This window comes from Pseudomonas sp. 2725 (assembly GCF_050434585.1).
Classification (GTDB): Bacteria; Pseudomonadota; Gammaproteobacteria; order Pseudomonadales; family Pseudomonadaceae; genus Aquipseudomonas; species Aquipseudomonas jessenii.
Genome location: NZ_JBNDIV010000001.1, coordinates 353,581 through 371,070, shown reverse-complemented (window position 1 = coordinate 371,070; position 17,490 = coordinate 353,581). Strand labels below are relative to the sequence as shown.

Below are 17,490 nucleotides of genomic sequence, written 5' to 3'. Positions count from 1 at the left end.
GCCAGAAACAGCAGCACAAATCCCGGATCAGCTCAGTCCGCCCGACTCAAGGAAGTCCACAGCACCTGCGCCGCATACCCTCGATACGGCCGCCACCCTTCAGCCCGCTGCAACAGTTGCCTGGCTGTCACCGGCCCCCCCTCCAGCGCCGCCAACGCATTGATCAGCCCGACATCACCATTGGGAAACCCATCCATCTCCCGCAACTGTCGCAAGGCAATGTATTGCGCCGTCCAGTCACCAATCCCGTACAACGCCAGCAACCGCGCTACGCCCCCCTCCCGGCCGGGCTCAAACAATCGCGGATCATCGAGCAGTGCCTGAGCCACATCCGACAAAGTCCGGCCTCGGCTTTTCGGCATGCCCAGCGCCGCCAGATCTGCGCCTGCCAAAACGCTGGCCCGGGGAAAAACATGGGTCAATCCCGGTAGCGCTGAACTCAATGGCGTGCCGTACTGCTCTACCAGTTTCCCCGCCAGGCGGATCGCCGCCGCCACCGTAATCTGCTGCCCCAGTACCGCGCGGATCGCCAGCTCCAGCCCGTCCCACGCACCGGGTACGCGCAGGCCCGGGCGTTCGGCAATCAACCGCGCCATCAGCGGATCAACCGCAAGGTGCCGGTGAATCGTGGACAGGTCGGCATCCAGGTCGAACATTCGCCGCACTCGCGCAACGATCTCAGGCACGGCAGCAGCCTCCGGAAAGTCCAGGGTCAGCTCAAGTGCATCGGATGTAGCAGGCTGGATCGAAAACGTACCGTGAACGCCATCCAGGTCGATGCTGCGCGAGTACACACCCTCGACCACCCTTTCCAGGCCCACGATCGCCCGCGCCGACAAGAACCCCAGGAGCGCCGGCCAGTCATAGGGCGGCTGGTACGCCAGCAACAACCTCACAGACTGAGCAACCCGCTGTACAACCCGTAAGCCGCCAGCCCCGCACCACCGATGACACAGGTGAAAATACCTTTCTCGACAACCGTGAACAGTGGCTTGCCCTGCTCATTACGAGCCTTGGCGAACAGGATCACACCCGGCGCATACAGCAGCGCCGACAGCAGCAAATACTTCAGGCCGCCGGCATACAGCAACCACACCGCGTAGCCCAGAGCGATGCCACCAATGAGCAGGTCCTTGACCCGCTCGGCGGGTGCCTGTTGATAGGTTTCACCCCGTGCGCACAACAACACCGCATAGGCCGCCGACCACAGGTACGGCACCAGAATCATCGAGGACGCCAGGTAAATCAGGCTGGTGTAGGTGCCGGCGGAAAACAGGGTGATCAGCAGGAACAACTGGATCATCGAGTTGGTCAGCCACATCGCATTGACCGGCACATGGTTGGCGTTTTCCTTGGTCAGGAATGCCGGCATGGTCTTGTCTTTCGCCGTGGCGAACAGGATTTCGGCGCACAGCAACGCCCAGGACAACAAGGCCCCCAACAGCGATATCGCCAGGCCGACGCTGATCAGCAACGCGCCCCAGGGGCCGACGATATGTTCAAGCACTGCCGCCAGCGAGGGGTTCTGCAGTTTCGCCAGTTGCGGCTGGGTCATGATGCCCAGCGACAGCACGTTCACCAGCACCAGCAGTGCCAATACTCCAATGAACCCGATCACCGTCGCCCGGCCCACGTCGGAACGTTTCTCCGCCCGGGCCGAATAGACACTGGCCCCCTCGATACCGATGAACACGAACACGGTGACCAGCATCATGTGCCGAACCTGATCCATCACGCTGCCGAATTCCGGGTTGTTGCGCCCCCAGATGTCGGCGGTGAAGATATCCGCCTTGAACGCCACGGCGGCGATCACGATGAACATGATCAGCGGCACGATCTTGGCCACGGTGGTCACTTGATTGATGAACGCCGCCTCCTTGATCCCGCGCATCACCACAAAATGCACGGTCCAGAGCAGCACCGAAGCGCAGACGATGGCAATCGGCGTGTTGCCTTCGCCAAACACCGGAACGAAATAACCGAGGGTGCTGAACAGCAGCACGAAGTAGCCGACGTTGCCCAGCCAGGCGCTGATCCAGTAGCCCCAGGCCGAAGAAAAACCCATGTAATCGCCGAACCCGGCCTTGGCATAGGCGTACACCCCGGAGTCCAGCTCCGGCTTGCGATTGGCCAGGGTCTGGAACACGAACGCCAGGGTCAACATGCCGACGGCGGTGATTGCCCAACCGATCAGGATCGCCCCGGCATCGGCCCTGGCCGCCATGTTCTGCGGCAGGGAAAAAATCCCGCCGCCGATCATCGACCCCACCACCAGCGCGATCAGCGCACTCAGGCGAAGCTTGTTCGGTGATTGCGACATCGTTGCATCTCCATTTTTCGTTGGTGGGCGGCAACGGCCACGAGATCGTCAGATAACGGGCGCTAACTAAACTGATGAAGAGTAATAACGTTTATTGGATAACGCCAACCAGCCTCTTTTTTACTTGCACAAAATGGCTATTTTGGCACCGATATATTCATTTGTTTTATACGCACTTTTAATACATCGACCCTGTACAAAAAACCCATGAACAAAACTTGCAAATTCGGAAACCCCAACTAGCGTCATAATTCGAAACAAATACAAAAAGTGCTAAAACAAACTGCAAAAGGCTCTAGAACAGGCATTACAGACAGAAACACCGTAAATGATGGCACTCCGCCAACAAACTGGGAACGCTCTCATTTAGTGATCTAAGTCAGCTGATTGAGTAGTCAACGGAATTAGTCTGTTGCCTCTCTTCTCCTGCATTGGAGTCATGCAATGTCTGAAGCTCCCGGAAAACTGAAACTCGGCGCGCTGGTTGCGTTAGTCGTGGGTTCGATGATTGGTGGCGGGATATTTTCCTTGCCACAAAACATGGCGGCCAGCGCGGATGTCGGCGCCATTCTGATCGGTTGGGCGATCACCGCCGTCGGCATGTTGACCCTGGCGTTCGTGTTCCAGACCCTGGCCAACCGCAAACCCGATCTTGATGGCGGGGTTTACGCCTACGCCAAGGCCGGGTTCGGCGACTACATGGGCTTCTCGTCCGCCTGGGGGTACTGGATCAGTGCCTGGCTGGGCAACGTGGGGTACTTCGTACTTTTGTTCAGCACCCTCGGCTACTTCTTTCCGATATTTGGGGAGGGGAATACCCCCGCTGCCGTGATCGGCGCCTCGGTGCTGCTGTGGGGCGTACATTTCCTCGTACTGCGAGGAATAAAGGAAGCAGCGTTCATCAACCTGGTGACCACTGTCGCCAAGATCGTGCCGCTGCTGCTGTTCATGTTGATTGCGTTGTTCGCCTTCAAACTGGACATCTTCACCGCCGACATCTGGGGCCTGAAGAACCCGGACCTGGGCAGCGTGATGGACCAGGTGCGCAAGATGATGCTGGTCACCGTGTGGGTGTTCATCGGCATCGAAGGCGCGAGCATCTTTTCGGCCCGGGCGGAAAAACGCAGCGATGTGGGTAAGGCCACCGTGATCGGCTTCGTCACCGTGCTGCTGTTTTTGGTCCTGGTCAACGTACTGTCGCTGGGGATCATGACCCAGCCGGAACTGGCCAAACTGCAGAATCCGTCGATGGCCGCCGTGCTGGAGCACGTGGTCGGTCACTGGGGTGCGGTGCTGATCAGCGTCGGTTTGATCATCTCGTTGCTGGGGGCGCTGCTGTCGTGGGTGCTGCTGTGCGCGGAGATCATGTTCGCCGCCGCCAAGGACCACACCATGCCGGAGTTTCTGCGCAAGGAAAACGCCAACCATGTACCGTTCAACGCCCTGTGGCTGACCAACACCATGGTCCAGGTTTTCCTGATCATCACGTTGTTCTCGGCCAGCACTTACCTGTCGCTGATCTACCTCGCCACCTCGATGATTCTGGTGCCTTACCTGTGGTCGGCAGCCTACGCCTTGCTGCTGGCGGTGCGCGGCGAAAGCTACGAAGGCGCCCCGGGCGAGCGGCAGAAGGATCTCATCATCGGCGCCGTGGCCCTGATCTACGCGGTCTGGCTGTTGTACGCCGGCGGCATCAAGTACCTGCTGCTGTCCGCCCTGCTCTACGCCCCCGGTGTGATCTTGTTCGCCAAGGCCAAGCTGGAAATCAACAAACCGGTTTTCACCAACGTCGAGAAGCTGATTTTCGCTACGGTGGTCGTCGGCGCCATGGTGGCGGCCTACGGTCTCTATGACGGCTTCCTGACTCTGTAACCCCCCTGTTTTTGTCATCTGGAGGATCACTGTAATGACCACGGAAAAAGTTAAGTACGGCGTCCATTCCGAGGCCGGCAAACTGCGCAAAGTCATGGTTTGCTCCCCAGGCCTGGCCCATCAGCGGCTGACCCCGAACAACTGCGATGAACTGCTGTTCGATGATGTGCTGTGGGTGGCCCAGGCCAAGCGCGACCACTTCGACTTCGTTACCAAGATGCGCGAACGCAACATCGATGTGCTGGAAATGCACAACCTGCTGACCGACATCGTCGCCATCCCCGAAGCCCTGGACTGGATTCTGGAGCGCAAGGTCACCGCCAACTCGGTGGGCCTTGGCCTGATCAATGAAACCTCTTCGTGGCTGCGCAGCCTGGAACCGCGTCACATCGCCGAGTTCCTGATCGGCGGCGTCTCGGGCGACGATTTGCCCACCAGTTTCGGTGGCAAGGCCATCGAGATGTTCCGCGACTTCCTCGGCAACTCCAGCTTCATCCTGCCACCGCTGCCCAACACCCAGTTCACCCGCGACACCACCTGCTGGATTTACGGTGGCGTCACCCTCAACCCGATGTACTGGCCGGCACGTCGTCAGGAAACCCTGCTGACCACCGCCATCTACAAATTCCACCCCGAGTTCACCAAAGCAGATTTCGAGATCTGGTACGGCGACCCGGACCTGGACCACGGTAACTCCACCCTTGAGGGTGGTGATGTGATGCCGATCGGCAACGGCGTGGTCTTGATCGGCATGGGCGAACGCTCGTCGCGCCAGGCCATTGCCCAACTGGCGGTGAACCTGTTCAAAAACAAAGCCGTGGAGAAAGTGATCGTCGCCGGCCTGCCGAAATCCCGCGCGGCGATGCACCTGGACACCGTTTTCAGCTTCTGCGATCGCGACCTCGTCACGATCTTCCCGGAAGTGGTGAACCAGATTGTCGCCTTCACCCTGCGTCCCGATGAAAGCAAGGCTGGCGGCATCGATATCCGCCGCGAAGAAACCAGCTTCCTCGACACCGTGGCCCAGGCCCTGAACCTCAAAGCGTTGCGCGTGGTGGAAACCGGCGGCAACAGCTTCGCCGCCGAACGCGAGCAATGGGACGACGGCAACAACGTAGTGGCCGTGGAGCCAGGCGTGGTCATCGGCTACGACCGCAATACCTACACCAACACCCTGCTGCGCAAGGCCGGTGTGGAAGTGATCACCATCAGCGCCGGCGAACTCGGCCGGGGACGGGGCGGCGGCCATTGCATGACCTGCCCGATCATCCGCGACCCGATTGACTACTAACCTATTGCCTTGGACCGCGCTGCCCTCTACCCAAGGGCATGCGCAGGTCAAGGGGATTACCGACACCTTAGGAGATCCAAAATGGCGTTCAATATCCATAACCGCAATCTGCTGAGCCTGGAACACCACACCCCTCGCGAATTGCGCTACCTGCTCGACCTGTCCCGCGACCTCAAGCGTGCCAAGTACACCGGCACCGAACAGCAGCATCTCAAGGGCAACAACATCGCGCTGATCTTCGAAAAAACCTCGACCCGCACCCGCTGCGCGTTTGAAGTAGCAGCCTATGACCAGGGCGCCAACGTCACCTACATCGACCCGAACTCCTCGCAGATCGGCCACAAGGAAAGCATGAAGGACACCGCCCGCGTGCTCGGGCGCATGTATGACGCCATCGAGTACCGTGGCTTCAAGCAGGAAATCGTCGAGGAACTGGCCAAGTTCGCCGGGGTACCGGTGTTCAACGGCTTGACCGACGAATATCACCCGACGCAAATGATCGCCGACGTGCTGACCATGCGTGAGCACGCCGACAAGCCGATCCACGAGATCAGCTACGCCTACCTGGGCGATGCACGCAACAACATGGGCAACTCGCTGCTGCTGATCGGCGCCAAGCTCGGCATGGACGTGCGCATCTGTGCGCCAAAAGCCCTGTGGCCGGCGGACGACCTGGTGGCGCGCTGCAAACAGTACGGCGAAGAAAGCGGTGCGCGCATTACTCTCACCGAAGACCCGAAAGCGGCGGTCAAGGGCGTGGACTTCATCCATACCGATGTGTGGGTGTCGATGGGCGAGCCGGTCGAAGCCTGGGCCGAACGCATCCAGCAACTGCTGCCGTACCAGGTCAACGCCGAACTGATGAAAGCCACCGGCAACCCGCGCACCAAGTTCATGCACTGCCTGCCGGCGTTCCACAACTGTGATACCAAAGTCGGCAAGCAGATTGCCGAGCAGTACCCGTACCTGAGCAACGGCATCGAAGTGACCGATGACGTGTTCGAGTCGCCGGCCTGCATCGCCTTCGAGCAAGCGGAAAACCGCATGCACACCATCAAGGCGATTCTGGTGTCGACGCTGGCTGATCTATAACGGCTGACTGACTCCCACTGACGGAACACGATCAATGTGGGAGCTGGCTTGCCTGCGATGGCAGCGCCGCGGTGCATCTGACAGACCGAGGCGATCCCATCGCGAGCAAGCTCGCTCCCACAGGATCGGGTTCCATCGACAGACCGAGTCGCCCGCTTACTTCTCTTTTAGAAGGACTAGCACCATGCGTATCGTCGTAGCTCTTGGCGGTAATGCCCTGCTCCGCCGGGGCGAACCCATGACCGCTGACAACCAGCGCGCCAACATCCGGATCGCCACCGAACAGATCGCCAAGATCCATCCCGGCAACCAACTGGTCATTGCCCACGGCAATGGCCCTCAAGTCGGCCTGCTGTCATTGCAGGCGGCGGCCTACACCTCGGTTTCGCCTTATCCGCTGGACGTGCTCGGTGCCGAAACCGAAGGCATGATCGGCTACATCATCGAACAGGAACTGGGCAATCTGCTGGACTTCGAAGTGCCCTTCGCGACCTTGCTGACCCAGGTCGAAGTCGATGCCAATGACCCGGCCTTCAAGAACCCGACCAAACCCATCGGCCCTGTCTATACCAAGGAAGAGGCCGAAGCACTCGCCGCCGAGAAAGGCTGGGCCATTGCCCCGGACGGCGACAAATACCGTCGCGTGGTCGCCAGCCCGAAACCGAAACGCATCTTCGAAATCCGTCCGATCAAATGGCTGCTGGAAAAAAGCAGCATCGTGATCTGCGCCGGCGGTGGCGGCATTCCGACCATGTATACCTCGCCCGGCAAACTCGAGGGCGTCGAAGCGGTCATCGACAAGGACCTGTGCTCGGCGCTGCTGGCCGAACAGCTTGAAGCCGATCTGCTGGTGATCGCTACCGACGTCAACGCCGCCTTCATCGACTTTGGCAAACCCACGCAGAAAGCCATCGCCCAGGCCCACCCCGACGAAATGGAAAAACTCGGCTTCGCCGCCGGCTCCATGGGACCGAAGGTGCAGGCAGCCTGCGAATTCGCGCGCCATACTGGGAAAGTCGCAGTGATCGGCTCGCTCTCGGACATCGAAGCGATCGTCCAGGGCAAGGCCGGTACGCGCATCAGTACGGCGACACCGGGCATCAGCTATCAGTAAACGAAACGGCGGGGCAGGCCTGGGGCCGGCCCTGATTCAAGATCTTTTGAAGGAGAGTCAACAATGGCAAAGTTCGAGCCGGGTCACCTGCACATCGAGCGACACGCGCTGAACAAGGATGACGTCAGCTACAACATCTGCATCGACTATGAAATCGCCCAGGATCCCAAGGAAGGCAAAGGGATGCAGTTCAAGATGCACGGCAGCATCCAGGGCAAGGACATGAGCGAGACGTTCTTCCTGCCCAAGGACATGGCCTACAACTTCGCCAGCAACGTCACCAAGATTGCCGAGAAGCACGGCATCCCGAAAACCCATAGCAACATCGGTTCGATCCACAAGCATTACGACGCCATGTTCGAGGACGTGCGGGTACAACTGAACATGAAATCGGGCGACCCGGTCAAACCCGAGCACCTGGAATAACCCCGGACTCTGTGAACACCACCGATCCCTGTGGGAGCGAGCTTGCTCGCGATAGCGGCCTGTCATCCACCATTGATGTTGACTGACACACTGCCATCGCGGGCAAGCTCGCTCCCACAGGGGACGTTCGCCCAATCGAAGTCCGCGCAGGATTTCACCATTAGCCCGCCCCAAGGCATACTTGCCACCCTTCGCACTGCAGAACCCAAGACCGCCCCATGCGTATCCACGTCAGCTTCATCGACCGCGTCGGTATCACCCAGGAAGTCCTGGCCCTGCTCGGCGGGCGCAATCTGAACCTGGATGCGGTGGAAATGGTCCCGCCCAATGTTTATATCGACGCCCCGACGCTGAGCCCGCAAGTCCTCGAGGAACTGCGCGATGCCCTGTTCAGCGTGCGTGGCGTGCAAGCGGTGACGGTGGTCGACATCCTGCCCGGCCAGCGCCGGCACCTGCAGCTCGACGCCTTGCTCGCAGCCATGACCGACCCGGTACTGGCACTGGACAGTGACGGTAAGGTGCTGCTGGCCAACCCGGCCCTGATCGCCCTGTACGGCCGCGAACCGGACGGTGAAAGCGTGGCCGACCTGTTTGCCGACCCGGCCTTGCTCGACGCCCTGCTCGAACACGGCTTTCGCCTGCCGCTGCGGGAAATCACCGTCAACGGCCAGACCCTGTTGCTCGACGCCACACCGATTACCGACGCCGGCGCCCTGCTGACCCTGTACCAACCGAACCGCATCGGCGAACGCCTTTCCGCACTGCACCATGACCACGCCGAAGGTTTCGATGCCCTGCTCGGCGAGTCCCCGGTGATCCGCACCCTCAAGGCGCGTGCCCAGCGGGTGGCGGCCCTCGATGCACCGTTGCTGATTCAGGGCGAAACCGGCACCGGCAAGGAACTGGTGGCCCGCGCCTGCCACGCCATCAGCGCCCGGCACAGCTCACCCTTTCTGGCGTTGAACTGCGCGGCATTGCCGGAGAACCTCGCCGAAAGTGAACTGTTCGGCTACGCCCCCGGCGCCTTCACCGGCGCACAACGGGGCGGCAAACCCGGTTTAATGGAACTGGCCAACCAGGGCACGGTGTTTCTCGATGAAATCGGCGAGATGTCGCCGTACTTGCAAGCCAAATTGCTGCGTTTCCTCAACGACGGCAGTTTTCGCCGGGTCGGCGGTGACAGAGAGGTCAAGGTCAACGTACGGATCCTCAGCGCCACCCACCGCGACCTGGAAAAAATGGTCAGCGAAGGCCTGTTCCGCGAGGACCTGTTCTATCGCCTCAACGTCCTCAACGTCGAAGTGCCGCCCCTGCGCGAGCGCGGCCAGGACATCCTGCTGCTGGCCCGCTACTTCATGCAGCAGGCCTGTGCGCAGATCCAGCGGCCGATCTGTCGCCTGGCGCCGGGCACTTATCCGGCGCTGCTGGGCAACCGCTGGCCAGGCAACGTGCGGCAATTGCAGAACGTGATCTTCCGCGCCGCGGCGATCTGCGAAAGCAGCCTGGTGGACATCGGCGACCTCGACATCGCCGGCACCTCGGTAGCCCGCCAGGGCGATCATGACGTCGACAGCCTGGAACAGGCCATGGACGAGTTCGAGAAAACCCTGCTGGAAAAACTCTACGCCAGCTACCCCTCGACCCGGCAACTAGCGACCCGTCTGCAAACCTCCCACACGGCGATTGCCCATCGGTTGCGCAAGTACGGGATTCCGAGCAAGGCCTGAGGCCTGACACCGAACAAACCTGTGGGAGCGAGCTTGCTCGCGATGGCGGTATTACATTCAACGTTTGTGTAGGCTGATACTCCCTCATCGCGAGCAAGCTCGCTCCCACAGGTTTTGTGTCCGGTGCGAAACCGCGCCAAAAACGACCTCCACCTGTACTGAAAGCGCTACAGCGGAACGATATCGCTACACCCCTCTCCGATCACGGCTGTGCAAGGCTTTGATCCACCTCGGCTTTTATCCTTGACATATACCGTATCGATTTCGCTACAACGAGTGAATTTCAGCGTTTGTCGAAACCACCTAAATCATTGATCAATAACAATAAAAACAACGTTGGCCGCGTTCTTGCTATGTAGTCCTCCATAACCTGGGCAATGCCCAAGCCTTCAATCGCGTCCACCAGACGAGTCTGGCCCCTTAGGAGTTTCCATGAGCGAGTTGCGTTTTACTGAAGATCACGAATGGCTGCGCACCGAAGCTGACGGCAGCGTCACGGTCGGCATCACCGCTTTCGCACAGAACGCCCTGGGCGACGTGGTTTTCGTTCAACTGCCTGAGCTGCAGTCCTACGACAAAGGCGCCGAAGCCGCCACCGTGGAATCGGTAAAGGCTGCAAGCGGCGTGTACATGCCGCTGGACGGCGAAGTGCTGGAAGTGAACCCGGCGCTCGACAGCAGCCCTGAACTGGTCAACGAAGATCCGCTGGGCGAAGGCTGGTTCTTCCGTTTCAAACCAAGCGACGCCACCGCTGTCGGCCAACTGCTGGATCAGGACGCCTACGACCGCCTGATCAAAGCCCAAGCCGAAGCCTGAGGAGCACTGACATGACCCAGATCAATTTGACTACCGCCAACGAATTCATCGCCCGTCACATCGGCCCGCGCGCCGGTGACGAGCAAGCCATGCTCAACAGCCTCGGTTTCGACTCCCTGGAAGCCCTGAGCGCCAGCGTGATTCCCGACAGCATCAAGGGCACCAGTGTCCTCGGCCTGGAAGACGGCTTGAGCGAAGCCGATGCCCTGGCCTTGATCAAGTCCATCGCGACTAAAAACCAGCTGTTCAAGACCTTCATCGGCCAAGGTTACTACGGTACCCACACGCCGTCGCCGATCCTGCGCAACCTGCTGGAAAACCCGGCCTGGTACACCGCCTACACCCCGTACCAGCCAGAAATTTCCCAGGGTCGTCTCGAAGCGCTGCTGAACTTCCAGACCCTGATCAGCGACCTCACCGGCCTGCCGATCGCCAACGCCTCGCTGCTCGACGAAGCCACCGCCGCTGCCGAAGCCATGACCTTCTGCAAACGCCTGAGCAAGAACAAAGGCAGCCACGCCTTCTTCGCTTCCGTGCATTGCCACCCGCAAACCCTCGACGTACTGCGCACCCGTGCCGAGCCTTTGGGCATCGACGTGGTAGTTGGCGACGAGCGCGAATTGACTGACGTGACGCCGTTCTTCGGCGCGCTGCTGCAATACCCGGCGAGCAACGGTGATGTGTTCGATTACCGCGAGCTGACCGAGCGCTTCCATACCGCCAATGCCCTCGTTGCCGTGGCCGCCGACCTGCTGGCCCTGACCGTGTTGACCGCACCGGGCGAATTCGGCGCCGATGTGGCCATAGGCAGTGCACAGCGCTTCGGCGTGCCGCTGGGCTTCGGTGGCCCACACGCGGCGTACTTCTCCACCAAGGACGCGTTCAAGCGTGACATGCCGGGCCGCCTGGTCGGTGTTTCGGTAGACCGTTTCGGCAACCCGGCCCTGCGCCTGGCCATGCAGACCCGCGAGCAACACATCCGTCGCGAGAAAGCCACCAGCAACATCTGCACCGCGCAAGTACTGCTGGCCAACATCGCCAGCATGTACGCCGTGTACCACGGTCCAAAAGGCCTGACGCAAATCGCCAATCGCGTGCATCACCTGACCGCGATCCTGGCCAAAGGCTTGAGCGCACTGGGCCTGAGCGTCGAGCAGGCGAGCTTCTTCGACACCCTGACGGTGAAGGCCGGCGCGCAAACCGCCGCCCTGCACGACAAGGCACACGCCCAGCGCATCAATCTGCGCGTGGTCGATGGTGAGCGCCTGGGCCTGTCCCTGGACGAAACCACCACTCAGGCCGACGTTGAAACCCTGTGGAGCCTGCTGTCCGACGGCAAGGCCCTGCCGGACTTCGCCGCCCTCGCCGCCTCGGTGCAGAGCGCCATCCCGGCCACGCTGGTGCGTCAGTCGCCGATCCTCAGCCACCCGGTGTTCAACCGCTATCACTCGGAAACCGAGCTGATGCGCTACCTGCGCAAACTGGCGGACAAGGACCTGGCGCTGGACCGCACCATGATCCCGCTGGGTTCGTGCACCATGAAACTCAACGCCGCCAGCGAAATGATCCCGGTGACCTGGGCCGAGTTCGGTGCCCTGCACCCATTCGCCCCGGCCGAGCAAAGCGCTGGCTACCAGCAATTGACCGACGAGCTGGAAGCGATGCTTTGCGCCGCCACCGGTTATGACTCGGTGTCCCTGCAACCGAACGCCGGCTCCCAGGGTGAATACGCAGGTCTGCTGGCGATCCGTGCCTACCACCAGAGCCGTGGCGAAGACCGTCGCGACATCTGCCTGATCCCGTCGTCGGCCCACGGCACCAACCCGGCCACCGCACAAATGGCCGGCATGCGCGTGGTCGTCACCGCGTGCGATGCCCGTGGCAACGTCGACATCGAAGACCTGCGCGCCAAGGCCATCGAGCACCGCGAACACCTCGCCGCGCTGATGATCACCTACCCGTCGACCCACGGCGTGTTCGAAGAAGGCATCCGCGAAATCTGCGGCATCATTCATGACAACGGCGGCCAGGTGTACATCGACGGCGCCAACATGAACGCCATGGTCGGCCTCTGTGCCCCGGGCAAGTTCGGCGGCGACGTTTCGCACCTGAACCTGCACAAGACCTTCTGCATCCCCCACGGTGGTGGCGGCCCGGGCGTCGGCCCGATCGGCGTGAAGTCGCACCTGGCGCCATTCCTGCCGGGCCACGCACAGATGGAGCGCAAGGAAGGCGCCGTTTGCGCGGCACCGTTCGGCAGCGCGAGCATCCTGCCGATCACCTGGATGTACATTCGTATGATGGGTGGCGCGGGCCTCAAGCGTGCTTCGCAGCTGGCGATCCTCAATGCCAACTACATCTCCCGTCGCCTGGAAGAGCACTATCCAGTGCTGTACACCGGCAGCAACGGCCTGGTGGCGCACGAGTGCATCCTCGACCTGCGTCCACTGAAAGACAGCAGCGGCATCAGTGTCGATGACGTCGCCAAGCGCCTGATCGACTTCGGCTTCCACGCCCCGACCATGTCGTTCCCGGTGGCCGGCACGCTGATGATCGAGCCGACCGAAAGCGAATCCAAGGAAGAACTGGACCGCTTCTGCGACGCCATGATCCGCATCCGCGAAGAAATCCGCGCAGTGGAAAATGGCACGCTGGACAAGGACGACAACCCGCTGAAAAACGCGCCGCACACCGCCAAGGAACTGGTGGGCGAATGGTCGCACCCGTACAGCCGTGAGCAGGCGGTTTACCCGGTTGCGTCGCTGATCGAAGGCAAGTACTGGCCACCGGTCGGTCGCGTCGACAACGTGTTCGGCGACCGCAACCTGGTCTGCGCCTGCCCGTCGATCGAAAGCTACGCTTAAACGAATGAGGGGGCGGATTGATCCGCCCCCAATTTCCAGAACACCCCACAACCCTGTGGGAGCGAGCTTGCTCGCGATGACGGACTGACAGCCACCATCGATGTCGACTGAACGACCGCTATCGCGAGCAAGCTCGCTCCCACAGGGATCTGTGCCAAGTCTTATGTTCCGTGAATTCCTATAACAAGAAACCGGAGAACCACCATGTCGTTAAGCGTGTTCGACCTGTTCAAGATTGGCATCGGCCCCTCCAGTTCCCACACCGTCGGCCCGATGCGTGCCGCTGCGCGCTTCGCCGAAGGTTTGCGCCGCGAAAACCTAATTAAAGCCACCACCTGCGTCAAAGTCGAGCTGTATGGTTCGCTTGGTGCCACCGGCAAAGGCCACGGCAGTGACAAGGCTGTGCTGCTCGGCCTGGAAGGCGAACACCCGGACACCGTGGATACAGAGACCGTCGCCGCGCGCCTGCAAGAGATTCGCGGCAACGGCCGCTTGAACCTGCTCGGCGAACACAGCATTGCGTTCAACGAGAAAGAACACCTGGCGATGATTCGCAAACCGTTGGCCTATCACCCCAACGGCATGATTTTCCGCGCCTTCGACGCCGCGGGCCTGCAGATCCGCAGCCGCGAGTACTACTCGGTCGGGGGCGGTTTTGTGGTCGATGAAGACGCCGCCGGCGCCGACCGCATCGTCGAAGACGCCACACCCCTGACCTTTCCGTTCAAAAGCGCCAAGGATCTTCTCGGTCATTGCGTCAAATACGGGCTGTCCATCAGCCAAGTGATGTTGACCAACGAAAGCGCCTGGCGTCCGGAAGCGGAAACCCGCGCCGGCCTGCTGAAAATCTGGCAAGTGATGCAGGACTGCGTCGCCGCCGGATGCCGCAATGAAGGCATCCTGCCCGGTGGGCTGAAGGTCAAGCGCCGGGCCGCCGCACTGCATCGGCAATTGTGCAAGAACCCGGAATCATCTTTGCGCGACCCGCTGTCGGTGCTGGACTGGGTCAACCTCTACGCGCTGGCGGTCAACGAAGAAAACGCCAATGGCGGGCGCGTGGTCACGGCACCGACCAACGGCGCGGCCGGGATCATTCCGGCGGTGCTGCATTACTACATGCGCTTCATCCCCGGCGCGAATGACGACGGCGTGGTGCGCTTTCTGCTCACTGCCGCGGCCATCGGCATTCTGTACAAGGAAAACGCCTCGATTTCCGGCGCCGAGGTCGGCTGTCAGGGTGAAGTCGGCGTCGCCTGCTCGATGGCCGCCGGTGCCTTGTGCGAAGTACTCGGCGGCAGCGTGCAGCAAGTGGAAAACGCCGCGGAAATCGGCATGGAACACAACCTCGGACTGACCTGCGACCCGATTGGCGGGCTGGTGCAAGTGCCTTGCATCGAGCGCAACGCCATGGGCTCGGTCAAGGCCATCAATGCGGTGCGCATGGCGCTGCGCGGCGATGGACAACACTTCGTCTCCCTCGACAAGGTCATCCGCACCATGCGCCAGACCGGCGCCGACATGAAAAGCAAATACAAGGAAACCGCCCGTGGCGGTTTGGCGGTCAACATTATCGAGTGCTGATGCGCGCTCATCTGCACCCTTTTTCAGGAGCTGAATATGTCCACCGAACAACTGTTGAAAACTCCGTTGCACGCACTGCACATCCAACTCGGCGCCCGCATGGTGCCCTTCGCCGGCTACGACATGCCCGTGCAGTACCCGCTGGGCGTGATGAAAGAACACCAGCACACCCGCGACCAGGCGGGGTTGTTCGATGTCTCGCACATGGGCCAGATTCGCCTGACCGGCGCCAATGCCGCCAAGGCCCTGGAAACCCTGGTGCCTGTGGACATCATCGACCTGCCAGTGGGCATGCAACGCTACGCGATGTTCACCAATGCGACGGGCGGCATCCTCGATGACCTGATGGTCGCCAACCTGGGTAATGACGAACTGTTCCTGGTGGTCAACGCCGCCTGCAAGGACCAGGACCTGGCACATCTGCGCAAGCACATTGGCGACCAGTGCACGATCGAACCGCTGTTCGAAGAGCGCGCCCTGCTCGCCCTGCAAGGCCCGGCTGCAGTGACCGTGCTTGCACGTCTGGCCCCTGAAGTGGCGAAGATGACTTTCATGCAGTTCGCCCGCGTGAAGCTGCTGGGCGTGGACTGCTTTGTCAGCCGTTCGGGTTACACCGGTGAAGACGGTTTCGAAATTTCCGTACCCGCCACCAACGCCGAAGCCCTGGCTCGAGCCCTGCTCGCTGAAGCCGAAGTGGCCGCCATCGGCCTGGGCGCCCGCGACTCCCTGCGCCTGGAAGCGGGTTTGTGCCTGTACGGCCACGACATGAACACCGACACCACCCCGATCGAAGCGAGCCTGCTGTGGGCGATCTCCAAGCCACGTCGCGCTGATGGCGCACGGGCCGGCGGCTTCCCAGGCGCCGAAAGCGTATTCGCCCAGCAACAGGCAGGCGTGAGCCGCAAACGTGTAGGTCTGCTACCACAGGAACGTACACCCGTGCGCGAAGGCGCCGAGATCGTCAACGAAGCCGGCGACATCATCGGCAGCGTCTGCAGCGGCGGTTTCGGGCCAACCCTGGGCGGCCCGCTAGCCATGGGTTACGTCGACAGCGCTTACATCGCACTGGACACACCGGTCTGGGCGATCGTTCGTGGGAAAAAGGTGCCTTTGCTTGTAAGCAAAATGCCATTTGTTCCACAACGCTACTATCGCGGCTGATTGAATGTTCCTATAAGTAACGCGGTTGCGTTAACGGTGCACTAATGTGTAACGCAACCGCCATAAAATAGTGCATTGTTTGGCTATAAGCTTCGATTATGAACTTTGCTTATAACGATCGAAAACAATTGAACAAGGTTAGTGAATAAGGCCTCACTAGTGGACTTACTTTGCCATCAACCTGAGAAAATACGGGGCCTACACGGGGCTTGTTTTTTCTCCCGTAGTTGGCGTAGAGTTTGTTCACTGTGTTTGCATGGGTCGCTTGGAATCGTGACCTGGGCAGTAGCCTACAAGTTAGCTACATCCCGTTCGACGTCTTCTTACTCTCCTGCAACCAGCCCCAGTACTCTTTCATGAGAAGGAGACTGTCATTAATTTTTGCGTCAAAGGAAATAAGAAATGTCCCAACGTCAGAGCGGTACCGTCAAGTGGTTTAACGACGAGAAAGGTTTTGGTTTTATCACTCCTGAAAGCGGTCCGGATCTGTTCGTGCATTTCCGCGCCATCCAGGGCAACGGCTTCAAGAGCCTGAAAGAAGGCCAGAAAGTGACTTTCATCGCCGTGCAGGGCCAGAAAGGCATGCAGGCTGACGAAGTACAAGCAGAAGCCTAATCTTCTGTAACGAAAAAGCCCCTGATGCTGACATCAGGGGCTTTTTTGTGCGCGTAAATCCGTAAAATGGCTTCTTTTTCGCCGAGAGCCTGCCATGTCGAAACACCTGCTTACCCCCCAGGGCGACTTTCCTGCCGCTGGCCTGGGTCGTCGCCTGGCAGCCATGTTCTATGATTTCCTGCTGTGCACCGCCCTGCTGATCGTCACCAGCGGCATCTACAAGATGATCCAGATGGCGATCATCGGCGAAGAAAGGATGCGCACCCTTACCGAAGCCGGGGCGCTGGACGGCGATCCCCTGCTCTCCACGGTCCTGCTGTTCGTACTGTTCGGCTTCTTCGCCAAATTCTGGACCTGGTCCGGTCAGACCCTGGGCATGCAGGTCTGGTGCATCCGCGTACAGAATGCCGATGGCTCGTCCATCAGCCTGTGGCAGGCGCTGCTGCGCTTTGTGGTGTCGATTGCTTCGTTGCTGTGTGTTGGCCTGGGATTCTTCTGGTCGCTGTTCGACAAACAGAAACGCAGCTGGCATGACATCTACTCCAATACCGAACTGGTGCGGATTCCGAAGAAGACCAAATAATTTCCCGACGCAGAAACCACTGTGGGAG

14 protein-coding genes are annotated in these 17,490 nt (G+C 60.4%); 12 read left to right on the top strand and 2 right to left on the bottom strand.

What is annotated here, in order from left to right; all coding sequences use genetic code 11:
• Nucleotides 1-32: 32 nt before the first annotated feature.
• Together ABIE16_RS01725 and arcD (ABIE16_RS01720) are read right to left on the bottom strand one after the other, a co-directional pair.
• Nucleotides 33-896, bottom strand: coding sequence for a DNA-3-methyladenine glycosylase family protein (locus ABIE16_RS01725; protein ID WP_429520444.1), 864 nt, complete (start codon nt 894-896; stop codon nt 33-35).
• Nucleotides 893-2,320, bottom strand: coding sequence for an arginine-ornithine antiporter (arcD, locus tag ABIE16_RS01720; RefSeq protein WP_218494294.1), 1,428 nt, complete (start codon nt 2,318-2,320; stop codon nt 893-895). The genes ABIE16_RS01725 and arcD (ABIE16_RS01720) overlap by 4 nt, the downstream gene beginning before the upstream one ends.
• Nucleotides 2,321-2,764: 444 nt before the next feature.
• Between arcD (ABIE16_RS01720) and arcD (ABIE16_RS01715) the strand changes: the two genes are divergently transcribed.
• From arcD (ABIE16_RS01715) to ABIE16_RS01660, 12 genes are all read left to right on the top strand, one after another.
• Complete coding sequence (gene arcD / locus ABIE16_RS01715) at nt 2,765-4,192, top strand: arginine-ornithine antiporter (protein ID WP_429520443.1); 1,428 nt, start codon at nt 2,765-2,767, stop codon at nt 4,190-4,192.
• A gap of 34 nt (nt 4,193-4,226) precedes the next feature.
• Nucleotides 4,227-5,483 (top strand): arginine deiminase, encoded by a 1,257-nt coding sequence (gene arcA / locus ABIE16_RS01710; RefSeq protein ID WP_154909411.1) that lies wholly within the window; start codon nt 4,227-4,229, stop codon nt 5,481-5,483.
• A gap of 81 nt (nt 5,484-5,564) precedes the next feature.
• Complete coding sequence (locus ABIE16_RS01705; protein ID WP_057713529.1) at nt 5,565-6,575, top strand: ornithine carbamoyltransferase; 1,011 nt, start codon at nt 5,565-5,567, stop codon at nt 6,573-6,575.
• 184 nt (nt 6,576-6,759) lie between these two features.
• Complete coding sequence (gene arcC, locus ABIE16_RS01700; protein ID WP_057713528.1) at nt 6,760-7,689, top strand: carbamate kinase; 930 nt, start codon at nt 6,760-6,762, stop codon at nt 7,687-7,689.
• Between the two features lie 63 nt (nt 7,690-7,752).
• Entirely contained in the window at nt 7,753-8,115 is a 363-nt protein-coding gene (locus tag ABIE16_RS01695; protein ID WP_407514676.1) for a DUF5064 family protein, read from the top strand.
• 218 nt (nt 8,116-8,333) lie between these two features.
• Nucleotides 8,334-9,842: a sigma-54-dependent transcriptional regulator gene (locus tag ABIE16_RS01690; protein ID WP_102670347.1), complete on the top strand. Its 1,509-nt coding sequence runs from the start codon at nt 8,334-8,336 to the stop codon at nt 9,840-9,842.
• A 432-nt stretch (nt 9,843-10,274) separates the two neighbouring features.
• Nucleotides 10,275-10,658: a glycine cleavage system protein GcvH gene (gene gcvH / locus ABIE16_RS01685; protein WP_007982298.1), complete on the top strand. Its 384-nt coding sequence runs from the start codon at nt 10,275-10,277 to the stop codon at nt 10,656-10,658.
• 11 nt (nt 10,659-10,669) lie between these two features.
• Nucleotides 10,670-13,522 carry an aminomethyl-transferring glycine dehydrogenase gene (gene gcvP / locus ABIE16_RS01680; RefSeq protein WP_340313159.1) on the top strand — a complete coding sequence of 951 codons (2,853 nt, stop codon included), beginning with the start codon at nt 10,670-10,672 and terminating at the stop codon, nt 13,520-13,522.
• Between the two features lie 204 nt (nt 13,523-13,726).
• Nucleotides 13,727-15,103, top strand: coding sequence for an L-serine ammonia-lyase (locus tag ABIE16_RS01675; protein ID WP_429520442.1), 1,377 nt, complete (start codon nt 13,727-13,729; stop codon nt 15,101-15,103).
• Nucleotides 15,104-15,139: 36 nt separating this feature from the next.
• On the top strand, nt 15,140-16,264 hold the full coding sequence (gene gcvT, locus ABIE16_RS01670) for a glycine cleavage system aminomethyltransferase GcvT (RefSeq protein WP_429520441.1): 1,125 nt from the start codon (nt 15,140-15,142) through the stop codon (nt 16,262-16,264).
• Nucleotides 16,265-16,666: 402 nt separating this feature from the next.
• Nucleotides 16,667-16,879: a cold-shock protein gene (locus tag ABIE16_RS01665; RefSeq protein WP_007977299.1), complete on the top strand. Its 213-nt coding sequence runs from the start codon at nt 16,667-16,669 to the stop codon at nt 16,877-16,879.
• 94 nt (nt 16,880-16,973) lie between these two features.
• A complete protein-coding gene (locus ABIE16_RS01660; RefSeq protein ID WP_057713522.1) occupies nt 16,974-17,462 on the top strand; it encodes an RDD family protein in 489 nt (162 codons plus the stop codon).
• Nucleotides 17,463-17,490: the final 28 nt, after the last annotated feature.

Bases quoted from the DNA above. Each gene is read 5' to 3' on its own strand.
- arcD (WP_218494294.1), bottom strand. From the start codon at position 2,320: ATGTCGCAATCACCGAACAAGCTTCGCCTGAGTGCGCTGATCGCGCTG.
- arcD (WP_429520443.1), top strand. From the start codon at position 2,765: ATGTCTGAAGCTCCCGGAAAACTGAAACTCGGCGCGCTGGTTGCGTTA.
- arcA (WP_154909411.1), top strand. From the start codon at position 4,227: ATGACCACGGAAAAAGTTAAGTACGGCGTCCATTCCGAGGCCGGCAAA.
- ABIE16_RS01705 (WP_057713529.1), top strand. From the start codon at position 5,565: ATGGCGTTCAATATCCATAACCGCAATCTGCTGAGCCTGGAACACCAC.
- arcC (WP_057713528.1), top strand. From the start codon at position 6,760: ATGCGTATCGTCGTAGCTCTTGGCGGTAATGCCCTGCTCCGCCGGGGC.
- ABIE16_RS01695 (WP_407514676.1), top strand. From the start codon at position 7,753: ATGGCAAAGTTCGAGCCGGGTCACCTGCACATCGAGCGACACGCGCTG.
- ABIE16_RS01690 (WP_102670347.1), top strand. From the start codon at position 8,334: ATGCGTATCCACGTCAGCTTCATCGACCGCGTCGGTATCACCCAGGAA.
- gcvH (WP_007982298.1), top strand. From the start codon at position 10,275: ATGAGCGAGTTGCGTTTTACTGAAGATCACGAATGGCTGCGCACCGAA.
- gcvP (WP_340313159.1), top strand. From the start codon at position 10,670: ATGACCCAGATCAATTTGACTACCGCCAACGAATTCATCGCCCGTCAC.
- ABIE16_RS01675 (WP_429520442.1), top strand. From the start codon at position 13,727: ATGTCGTTAAGCGTGTTCGACCTGTTCAAGATTGGCATCGGCCCCTCC.
- gcvT (WP_429520441.1), top strand. From the start codon at position 15,140: ATGTCCACCGAACAACTGTTGAAAACTCCGTTGCACGCACTGCACATC.
- ABIE16_RS01665 (WP_007977299.1), top strand. From the start codon at position 16,667: ATGTCCCAACGTCAGAGCGGTACCGTCAAGTGGTTTAACGACGAGAAA.
- ABIE16_RS01660 (WP_057713522.1), top strand. From the start codon at position 16,974: ATGTCGAAACACCTGCTTACCCCCCAGGGCGACTTTCCTGCCGCTGGC.